Consider the following 11,104-nt stretch of genomic DNA (forward strand, 5'->3'; position numbering starts at 1 on the left):
AAACAGTCGATGCCGCGAGTTTGACGACTAATATTGGTGGCACAACTCAACTCAATGGCAATGTGACTACAACTGGCCCTCAAACTTATGGAGATGCAGTTACAATTGCCAATAATCCCCTTCTCTCCGGCAGCGACATTACTTTCAATAATACAGTTGACGTAGCTGGCAATCTCGGTATTGCGGCTGAGAATGTTAATCTCAAAGGAACTGTAACAACCACCAATGACGGCACGCTCACAATTACCAATAAGGTGAATCTCAATATTGAGAAAAACCTGAACTTAGACGGTGCATTTATTCAAAATGGCGGGGGAAATGTGGCGGTTAGCGGAAATATGGCCACAACTAATGATAACATTACTTTTAGTGGCCCAGTGACATTAAAAGCTCCTGTAAGTTTTACACTTGGAGATGCAACTCTTGCTTTCGGTTCTACTTTATCGGCAGGTAGTAACCCGTTGAATTTAACAGCCGGTGAAATTGATTTTGCCGGGAATCTTTCTGGTACTGGTGCGTTAACGCTACAACCCGCAACCGCAGGACAAAATATTGTTGTGGGCGGAATTGATAACAATACTAGCGCTTTAGATTTGACTGCATCGGAACTTAATTTGATTCAAAATGGGTTTAGCTCGATCGCGATCGGGCGCTCGGATAGCAGCGCTAATATTAGTATTCCCTATAATCTCACATTTTTAGACCCAGTAAATATTCAAACGGGAACTGGTACGATCGCACTTGATGGCACTCTTACCGGCAATGACAACAGCAGCATTGCTCTCAACGCTTCCACAATTAATTTGAATTATGGCATCAATACCAATAAAAATCCGATCGCTCTCAACGGCAATGTCACACTCGGCAACGATATTAATCTCACTACCGGCGGCGGAGATATTAAGATAACTGGTGCGATAGACGGTAATCATTTGTTGAACTTAGATGCGGCGGCTACAGGCAATGTGCTGGTGCAAGGAAATATCGGAGACACAACGCCATTATCTGTTTTGAATGTTACTGCCTCAAATGCAGAATTTATTGGAAACGTTAAAAGCCATTATGGTTTTAATGTGACGGGATTAAACACTAGATTAGGCGGTAATGTTACGACGAACAATGGCAACATTAATATTAGCAATGCTTTGGTTTTGACAAAGGATGCGGTATTTAGTACCGCCGGGGGAAATATTGCTTTTGGTGCGATCGACAGTGACAGCATTAATGCCCGCAACTTAACTCTAGCCTCCGGTAGCGGCAGCATCACTTTCAACGGTTCGGTGGGGGCTACCAGCAAGTTAGGAAATTTGGCGATCGAAAATGCTGGCAATGTGACAGGAAACTCGACAATTAACGCGCAACAATTGACAGCACTAAACACGGAAAAAGTCAACTTATCGGGAGATGTCACCGCCGCCAAAGTCGATATTATTGCCAAGGGCGATTTAAGTGTTAAAAATATTACTACTAATGGCGGAGAAATTCTATTTACAAGCGGTAACAATTTCACCGCAGGCAATTTGAATACATCGGCAAACAGTGGCGGTAACATAACAGTTAAGGCGATAACTTCAATTACGGCCGGACAAATTAACTCTAGCGGTATACTCGGAAATGCGGGCAATGTGTTCTTAGATCCGATCGGCGATATTCAAGTAGAGTTTATCAATGCCCAAGGCGGTACTGGCGGCACCGGCGGCGATGTCACAGCAATAACAGGCAATTTTTTCCGCGCTACTGGTACTTTTTCAACCCCACTGTCCCCGACGGGATTTGCTAGCATTTCTACTGCTGGCGGTGCCGGTGGTGGCAAAATTACAATTGTGCACGCTGGGGGAGATGGAGGGACGCCGATTCAACCGTTTGTGGTGGGGGATGCTGCTAGCAACGGTACGGCGGGTGCAATTACAACGGGACAATCTACCATTACATCGCAGTCGTTTCCTCGTTCTAGTAATGTTGGTAATATTGTGTTTTCGACTGATGACGCGATCGACCCGACACCTACACCAACTCCAACTCCGGTAGTAACTCCCCCTCCCACTCCGAGTGAAATTCCAACTCCGGTAGTAACTCCCACTCCCACTCCGAGTGAAATTCCAACTCCGGTAGTAACTCCCACTCCCACTCCGAGTGAAACTCCAACTCCGGTAGTAACTCCCACTCCCACTCCGAGTGAAACTCCCAATCCGGTAGTAACTCCAACTCCAACTCCGGTAGTAACTTCAACTCCCACTCCCGTTGTCACTCCAACTCCGGTAGTAACTCCAACTCCCACTCCCGTTGTCACTCCAACTCCGGTAGTAACTCCAACTCCCACTTCAAGTGAAACTCCCAATCCGGTAGTAACTCCAACTCCGACTCCCAGTGTCACTCCCAATCCGACTCCGAGTGTGACTCCCACTCCCACTCCAAGTGTCACTTCCACTCCGAGTGTCACTTCCATTCCGACTCCAAGTGTGACTCCGACTCCGACTCCGAGTGTCATTGGCACTCCGAGTGTCACTTCTACTCCGACTCCGAGTGTGACTCCGACTCCGAGTGTGACTCCCACTCCGCTGGTAACTCCGACTCCGACTCCGAGTGTCCCTCCCACTCCGATCGCCAGGGAGCCAATAGAGTTAGTATCAGAATTAACTGCGATCGATGCTACGGAAATACAAGTGCCCGCACCTGTCCCCACACCAACATCGCCCACAGCCGCAGATACACCCGCACCGCAACCTCCAACCCCTGATTCAGAAGACTTTCAACCCCCGAAAACTCCACCGCGAGACAATCCCGGTGTTGCTGCTGGCGATCAAGTTTTAAGCATCGATCAAAGTATCACCAGTAAATTACCCAGCGACTTCGTACCACCCTCACCAGCACCACAACAAGCGCCAACAGTCAACCCTACTTCTAATTTAGTTCTGGGATATGTTCCGTCTCCTGATCGACTTTTTGAAGGTAACGATATCCAGAAAACAATCTGGGGAATCGAAGAAATGAGGAATCAAGAATTTGGAGAATACTTGGGGGTAAAAGCCAACCTCCCAGAGGAAAAAGTCTTGATTTCGACCTTCCAACAAACTTTACAAGATATCGCAGAGCAACCGGGCAAGCGGTCGGGTATTATCTACATAGTCTCGCGAGAAGATCGACTGGAACTAATTTTAGTTCCTCCCGTAGGGCGGCCGATTCACTACAGCGTCCCCGAAGCCAACAGAGCAGCTCTTTTCCCTACCGTCCAGGAGTTCCGCAATGAAATCACCAATCCCGCAAAACGCGATAGTACCACTTATCTAAGCGCCGCCCAGCAACTATATAAATGGGCGATCGCCCCCCTAGAAAAAGACTTACAAAACTTAGGAATTCAAACTTTATTACTGTCTGTCGATCCGGGATTGCGGAGCCTGCCCTTTGCCGCGTTGCACGACGGTAAAGGCTTCTTGATTGAAAAATACAGTTTCAGCCTAATTCCAAGTTTTAGTTCGACTAATACTGATTATAAAGCTGTTAGAGACGCCACAGTGCTAGCAATGGGAAGGTCAGAATTTGTTGACCAACAGCCCTTGCCCAGTGTGCCGATCGAACTGGAGGCGATTTCGGCTCAGTGGCAGAGCCCATCTTTCCTCAATTCTACTTTCACTTTAGATAATCTCAACTCGGAACACGCCAAGGGAGGATTTCGGATCGTTCACCTAGCAACTCACGCTGAATTCAAACCGGGAAAACCGAGCAATTCCTACATTCAACTGTGGAATTCCAAATTGCAGCTCGATCGCATGGAGAGTTTGAATTGGCGCAATCCGCAGGTAGACTTGTTAGTATTAAGTGCTTGTAGAACTGCTATGGGCGATCGGGAAGCAGAGTTAGGTTTTGGAGGTTTAGCAGTCAAATCCGGCGCGAAATCTGCTTTAGGGAGTTTGTGGTATGTTGACGATGGAGGCACTTTGGGGCTGATGAGCGAATTTTACCACCAGTTGCGAGGAACCACAACTAAGGCAGAAGCTTTGCAACTGGCTCAACAAGCAATGATGTCCGGTAAAGTGCGGCTGGAAAACGGACAGCTAGTAACAACAGGTGGGAAGTTAAATTTACCTGCTCATTTACAACAAGCAAACCAAAATTTTTCTCATCCTTACTATTGGAGTAGTTTCACCATGATCGGAAGCCCTTGGTAAGCTGCCATCTTTATTTTTCAGTCTCAGCTTCTGAGGGACAAAAGTTTCTACATGAGGAGCAATGCCCGCTTGGGGCGGTTCCCCCGTGGCTGCCCCAATTTCCACCGCCGATCGATCCAGGGGGTTTGGAACTCTATTTCTGTTTCCTCACCACCAAAGTAATATCACCAAAAACCTTCGGATCGCCAAGATACTGCCGCACATCATCTATCACAGATTAGCTAATGGCAATAGCAGGTAAGCCTACTTACCTGCTAATTTACAACAAGAAAAACAACAATTTTCCGCTATTTATTGCTGGACTATTTTCACGGTGAGAGCTTTTTTTGTAAGTCCCATATTTTAAGTAACAAATTTGTTCCTTGAACAACCCTCTCTAACCCGTAGATGCTCTATCTAGGGGGGATTTGTCTCGGGTTTGGTGCCGCAGTTCCGTAATTGACTCGACAGCCGATATTGAACAAACTCGAACTGCACTCAAGAGGGACAATCTGCTGATCGAGGAGGGCGCTACAACTGACATACTCGTCGTTATTGGTATCTCTTACCATACATTCGATCGGCTGAGCGCCCGATCGCGCCGACCAACTCTTCATACCTACGACTGCAATCATATGCTGCCAGTAGAAAGCAAATAGCAAAACTCCCAAAAGTACAGCAACGGCTAATCCTGCTTTCAACTTCCAACTATTTAGGACGTTTCCCAAACTATTTTTAACGTTTTCCATCCCAGAAAGTGAGCTTTCGGTAGTTGTTTCTGGAGTTGGCAAGTTTGTTTGTGTTTGTTCTACTGGAATTTCCGACATAATGTATCTCCTCTGATTGCTGGGACTTGGCTAATCTGGCAGTTGCCATCGCTATTGCAAACTTTATCAAATTTTAGCAAAACTAGCCTCTACCGACAACCGATGGGGGCAGCACCGCCGGGAAGTGTGTATATTCACCAAGTGCATCGCGATTTCTATGCCTTTTGAGGTATTGCCCAATTCGCGATCGGCTATTTTGCACCTAGGGAAATAGAATGGTTGGCGATGTTCTCGGAAAACGGCTCAAGTGAATCAGCTTTTTTACGAATCGCAGACGGCGCAGACGGCGCAGAGAAAAAAAAAGAGAGAGATATTGACTTTCACCAATCATTTAGGGTTTCGATAGCAGTTCTAATAACTCAGCTTCCGAAAGTAGTTCTACCCCCAAAGATTGAGCCTTTTCTAACTTAGAACCCGCATCTTCTCCCACAACCACATAATCTGTTTTAGCACTCACAGAACTTGTTACTTTACCTCCAGCTTTTTGAATCAAATCTTTAGCTTCATCTCGCTTCAAAGTAGGCAAAGTTCCTGTAAGCACAAAAGTTTTGCCTGCAAGGAGTAAATTTGTGCTGGCTAAATTGGAACTTTTTACTTCTGAGTGCAATTGCAATCCCGCAGTTTTCAACCGTGCAATTAAACTTTGATTTGCCGGCACTCGAAACCACTGATAAACAGCTTGAGCAATTTCCGACCCGATGCCGTAAACCCCCTCAATCGAGGCCGCCGATACGGCTGCTAACTCTTCCACAGTGGCAAACCTTTCTGTCAGCAATTGAGCGTTGACTGTGCCGACGTGGCGGATACCCAAGCCGTAAAGTACGCGCGACCAAGGTTGATTTTTCGATTGGGCGATCGCACTTACCAACTTTTCTGCTGACTTCTTACCCATGCGTTCCAAACTCATCAATCTTTCCGCCGTCAAATCGTACAAATCCGCCGCAGAATGCACCAGATTGCTATCAACCATCTGCTGCACCAACTTTTCCCCAACACCGTTAATATCCAGAGCATCTCGGCTGCAAAAATGAATCAGCGAACCCCTCAAAATCGCTGGACAAGATGTATTGATGCAGCGAGTAACGGCCTCCCCCTTTTCCCGAACCACAGGCTGTTCGCATTCGGGACAGCAACTAGGCATTTGGAAAAGTTGAGCATTTTGGGGGCGAAGTTCCGGCAAAACTCGCACAACTTCTGGTATAATTTCCCCAGCTTTTCTGACAATTATAGTATCGCCAATGTGCAGGTTCAGATCGGAAAGTCGATCGCTATTATGGAGAGAAGCCCGCGAAACCGTCGTCCCCGCCAACTGAACCGGTTTGAGTTCCGCTACAGGGGTCAGAGCCCCGGTTCTCCCTACTTGTACGGTGACAGCTTCTACTATTGTAGGCACTTCGGCCGCGGGATACTTCAGGGCGATCGCCCAACGCGGAAACCTCTGAGTAAAACCCAATTGTTTTTGCAGCAAAACCGAATTAATCTTAACAACAACCCCATCCGTCATGTAAGGCAAATTCCGCCGCTCACTATCCCAATATTCGTAATACTCGCGAACCTCATCCAAAGAATAACAAATTTTGCGATAGGGATTCACCTTAAACCCCATTCGTCGCAACAATTCCAACGAATCCCACTGCGTGTTACCCTCGTTACCTTGATCTAAATGCAGAGTATAAGCAAAGAAATCCAATTTTCGCTTATCCACAATTTTAGAATCCAACTGCCGCAGCGTACCCGCCGCAGCATTGCGAGGATTAGCAAACAATTGTTCCCCCGCTTTTTCCCGTTCCCGATTAATTTCCTCAAACACAGCTAAAGATAAAAAAGCCTCTCCCCGCACTTCCACAACAGGCGGCGGATTATCTAAATTGAGCTTTAAAGGAATCGAGCGAATAGTCTTGACATTTTGAGTAATTTCTTCTCCCGCAATGCCGTCTCCCCGTGTCGCACCGCGAACTAAAACTCCATTTTCATAGGTTAATGCTAAAGCAGAACCGTCAATTTTTAACTCGCAAACATATTCAGCAGTTAATTGTTGATTATCTCCTGCTACCCTTTGCCAGCGTTCCTGCCATTTAGCAAATTCTTCAAAATTAAAAGCATTTTCCAAACTGTAGAGAGGAATATTGTGCTTGACGCTAAAAAATTGAGTAGCAGGCTGTTCTCCCACTCGCTGAGTCGGACTTTCCGCAGTAATTAATTCAGGATAATCTGATTCTAATTCTTGCAACTGGCGATAAAGTCGATCGTACACCTCATCTGGCATAATCGGCGCATCGAGAACATAATAAGCATAGCTAGCTTCTTGTAGCTGGTGCCTCAACTGTTGAATTTGCTGCTGAATTTGTGCTGCCATATCGATTTTTGATTTTCGATTTTTGATTTTCGATTTTTGATTATAAATCTCCATTTTAGCTCAAAAAAAAGGAGCGAGCAACCTCTCTGCTGCCAGAGCGATTTTAGACTTGAGATGATTAATCTCAATTTGAGCTAAAAACAAAGCTCCAGCAACTAGAAAATCAAAACTTATCCTAATTATCACCCTGTCCAAAAACGGATAGTTAATTTCCGACAGGAGTCGCCAGTCGGCCAAAATTTTCGACTCTTGTTCAACCTCCCAGATTAATCTATGGAGCAAAATTCCAATCCTTCGACTGATTAAAAGCCGAACGTTGCCAGACCTGTCACGCCGAATTCTCTATTTTGAAATCCACTGATTCGCCCTTATTTATGCCAAATTATGCGCGTCAATCATCACAAATTCAAGTCGGGAAAATCCCCAAATGGCTTGTTTTTACCGGACAACACGGAAGGTTGAATATTATCACCATCTTTTTCGCCGTTCAAGTTGCTATGGGCGCGGGATTCGATTAATTCTTGAGCGTTATGCTTGAAAGCGAGCGGTTCAGCGTGTTCTACCTGAAATACATTGGCGTAGAGGTTGGCAATAATTTGTTTGCCTCCTTGGGTCAATTCCAAGTAGTTCAAAGCTGCTGGAATGTAGGGAAAAACTCCATTCCAATAAAACTTGGCGTAATTTTGCCTCAAATCTCCCGGAGACTTGTAGCCCAAGATTTTATTAGTGCCGACTTCCTCAAATTCGTAGAACAGGGCACTTATTTTTCGCAGGTAATTGGGGTCGCTCAACTGACCGATCAAATCAGCCGCCCTAGCGAGTCCAGAATAATTGTTTCTGTCTTGATGAGTTTCGCTAGCAGGAACTGGGAAGCGCGTCAATTCAATATTGCGCTTGATTTGTTCGGCATCAATTAATGTGTGGCCGCCGAAGCGTTCGTCAATTACGAGTTTTCCTCGATCGACATGATAAGGAGTTAAACTGGCAGAAGTTGCCCCGATCGGCACAGAAACCATGCCCCCGTCAATACCCGTAGCGTAGAGTCCCACAGCTTCTTGGTCTTGGCGACAAACACCTTTGACATAGCCGATATCGTGGCACAGCAGCGAGATCAGGTAGTGCAGCCAATCTTCCGGCGACACTCCCCCTTCGCGAATATGCTTGCCGCGGAGAATCTCTTGTCCCACCAAAGCCACCAGCATTGTGTGTTCCACATTGTGGTACAGAGCATCGCAATTAGCGATATTTTCCAGAGCCATAGTCCCAGCCCAGGCGATAATTTCAGGGTAGTCAGGCTTGTACTTGCCGTAGGTGCGACGGTAGCCGGCCTGCAGCTCTTGCACAAAAGCGTCAATCAGGATAGCAGTTGCATTGAACATCATAAATTCTCCCACTCAGGCTGTAGTTACAAACTCGATCGAAAATATCTTGCATAGCTGAAAAAATAATCAATGGGCATTCCAGTAGGTTTGACCCCTCGGCGTGGAATTTTAAATTTCAGCTAGCCTTGTCAAATCAGAAAATTACTTTTAGGCTATGCTTCCCAAGATAACCTAATTTCCGAAGCATCCCAAGCAACAGATCGATTTTTGGGCATTAAATGTTAACGAAACAATTTACATCATTTCACCGACTAATTATTAGAAGTCCTAGGTGTGAAAGTTATGAACAGTCTGTTTTCGAGCCTCTCCACTGCTGCCGTTCGCACTCGGCGGTCGATCGCCGTAAAATACCTAGGATTGTTTGCATTCACGGCTGTTTGCACCGCCGCGCCGGCAATGGGTGCCGAGCGAATTTACGTAACTTACGGGCCGCTAGAAGAATCAGTTCCCATCGAATCCCTGGCACTTTTTGCCAAAGAAGGCAAAATAGACTCAAACTTGGACGGCTTGGCTCAGTACATCAAAGAATCTCAGCTAGCTGAGATTCGCAGCGCCCTGCAAGCGAAAGCTGAAATCAGCCAGGTGACGATCGCCCAATTTCTCTACACGCCTCAAGGAGAAGTGCTGCTGAAACGCTTGGGCCAAGTAATTCAAACCAAAGCTCGGCAGCCCGGATTTTATGCCATCCGAGCCGCCCTGATTTTAGCAGCCTCAGATCCAGAAGGCCTGACAATACTCAACGTGCTGCGGAAATTCCCCACTTATGGCATCAGGATTGACATCGCTCGTGGCTTGGGTATTGCCGACGAGCTGACATCGCTGATTAACCGTTCCAATCAGACGATCGCCGGAGTCGCCCAGTTGTCCGAAGCACAAGCAGCCTTAGAACCCGCCATACCGGCTGCGGCAATGCTGCAGCCCCAGCTACCGGGCCCCTATACTTGGAAAAAATCATCGGTAACTCTGACGAGTCCAAATCGCGATCGCACGTTTGATATGGACATTTACTTGCCACAGCGCAGCCCCCAACCGGCTCCTGTAGTAGTAATTTCCCACGGTTTAGGTTCCGATCGCATTTCCTTCGAGTATTTAGCCAAACACCTAGCCTCCTACGGCTTTGCCGTCGCCGTCCCCGAACACCCCGGCAGCAACGCCCAACAAATTCAAGACTTAGTAACAGGCAGAGCCAATGAAATAGTAGAACCAGCAGAATTTGTCAACCGCCCCCTCGACATCAAAGACTTGCTCGATTATTTAACCCAGCTTTCTACAACCAATCCTGCCTATCAAGGGCAGCTCGACTTGCAGCGGGTCGGCGTCATCGGCCAGTCTTTCGGTGGCTATACGGCTTTAGCATTAGCCGGGGCAGGGATTAATTTTGCACACCTAGACAAATATTGCGGACTCGAAAACGATAGTTGGAACCTCTCCCTACTGTTGCAGTGCCGCGCCCGCGGCCTAGAGCGCAACCAGTACAATTTCGGCGACCCGCGCATCAAAGCTGTGATCGCCGTTAACCCGATCGTCAGCAGCATTCTCGGAGAAACAAACCTTAGCAAAATCCAAATCCCAGTCATGTTCATCGCAGGCAGCGCCGATACCGTCGCCCCCGCTTTGCTCGAACAAATTCAACCGTTCACATGGCTGACATCGCCCAACAAATATCTGGTACTGATGAACAACGGGACTCACTTCTCAACGATTGAGGATTCCCCTCAAAGCCTCTTTCTGCCACCACCAGAGGTCATCGGACCCGAACCAGCTTTAGCCCGCCGCTACCTCAGCGGACTCAGCCTAGCTTTCATGGAAAGCTATTTGAACAACAAATCCAATTTCCGCCCGTATTTGGAGCCATCCTACGCTTTAAGCATCTCCCGAGACACTCTCGGACTGAGAATTTTGCGATCACTAACCCCGCAGCAACTCCAGCAGTTCAGCAGTGCTCCACCTCCTCGCAGGCCAGTCTCTCCACCTTCCCTCGCTCCTGTTTCTCTACCTTCTCGACCTCCCATTGCTCCCGTTCGTTAGGGTTGAGGTACGCCGAAGACCACGCTGGCATATCTTGTCGCGCGGGGACGATGGCGTCCCGCCCCGCAAGCTACGCCCATCTCTCTGGTTTCATCAGCTTTCCTAATCACAGTCATCAGTTTAACTGTCGTCAAACCCCTTTACAAAGGTTAACAAAACCGTTAATAATATAAACATCATCCGAACATTGACAACCAAATACAGCAATCATAAACAAATGACAACAACCTTACAGCAGCGCGAAAGCGCCAACGTCTGGGAACGCTTTTGTGAATGGGTCACAAGCACAGACAACCGGATTTACATCGGTTGGTTCGGAGTCTTGATGATTCCCACCCTGTTAAGCGCCACCATCTGCTACATCAT

The 11,104-nt window shown here is 47.2% G+C and carries 6 protein-coding genes and 1 pseudogene; 3 read left to right on the plus strand and 4 right to left on the minus strand.

Features of this window, described 5'->3' with window-relative positions; translation table 11 throughout:
- Positions 1-4,166, plus strand: a 4,166-nt coding sequence (locus QUA04_RS26930) for a CHAT domain-containing protein (protein ID WP_333263064.1), incomplete at its 5' end; no start/stop codon positions are given.
- Positions 4,167-4,558: 392 nt separating this feature from the next.
- On the opposite strand, the gene QUA04_RS26935 is transcribed toward QUA04_RS26930, so the two are convergent.
- The 3 genes from QUA04_RS26935 to QUA04_RS26945 all read right to left on the minus strand — a co-directional run bounded on the left by QUA04_RS26935 (position 4,559) and on the right by QUA04_RS26945 (position 8,707).
- Entirely contained in the window at positions 4,559-4,972 is a 414-nt protein-coding gene (locus QUA04_RS26935; RefSeq protein WP_333263067.1) for a hypothetical protein, read from the minus strand.
- Positions 4,973-5,303: 331 nt separating this feature from the next.
- Entirely contained in the window at positions 5,304-7,328 is a 2,025-nt protein-coding gene (gene ligA / locus QUA04_RS26940) for an NAD-dependent DNA ligase LigA (RefSeq protein ID WP_333263069.1), read from the minus strand.
- A 398-nt stretch (positions 7,329-7,726) separates the two neighbouring features.
- Positions 7,727-8,707, minus strand: coding sequence for an Npun_R2479 family HD domain-containing metalloprotein (locus QUA04_RS26945; protein ID WP_333263079.1), 981 nt, complete (start codon positions 8,705-8,707; stop codon positions 7,727-7,729).
- 285 nt (positions 8,708-8,992) lie between these two features.
- Between QUA04_RS26945 and QUA04_RS26950 the strand changes: the two genes are divergently transcribed.
- Positions 8,993-10,738 (plus strand): alpha/beta hydrolase, encoded by a 1,746-nt coding sequence (locus QUA04_RS26950; protein WP_333263072.1) that lies wholly within the window; start codon positions 8,993-8,995, stop codon positions 10,736-10,738.
- On the opposite strand, the gene QUA04_RS26955 is transcribed toward QUA04_RS26950, so the two are convergent.
- A complete protein-coding gene (locus QUA04_RS26955) occupies positions 10,735-10,872 on the minus strand; it encodes a hypothetical protein (RefSeq protein ID WP_333263075.1) in 138 nt (45 codons plus the stop codon). The genes QUA04_RS26950 and QUA04_RS26955 overlap by 4 nt on opposite strands.
- Positions 10,873-10,955: 83 nt before the next feature.
- Here QUA04_RS26955 and QUA04_RS26960 point away from each other — a divergent pair.
- Positions 10,956-11,104, plus strand: a pseudogene (locus QUA04_RS26960) (photosystem II q(b) protein); the annotation flags it as partial.

The organism is Microcoleus sp. S13_C5, assembly GCF_036700845.1.
Taxonomy (GTDB): Bacteria; Cyanobacteriota; Cyanobacteriia; order Cyanobacteriales; family Microcoleaceae; genus Microcoleus.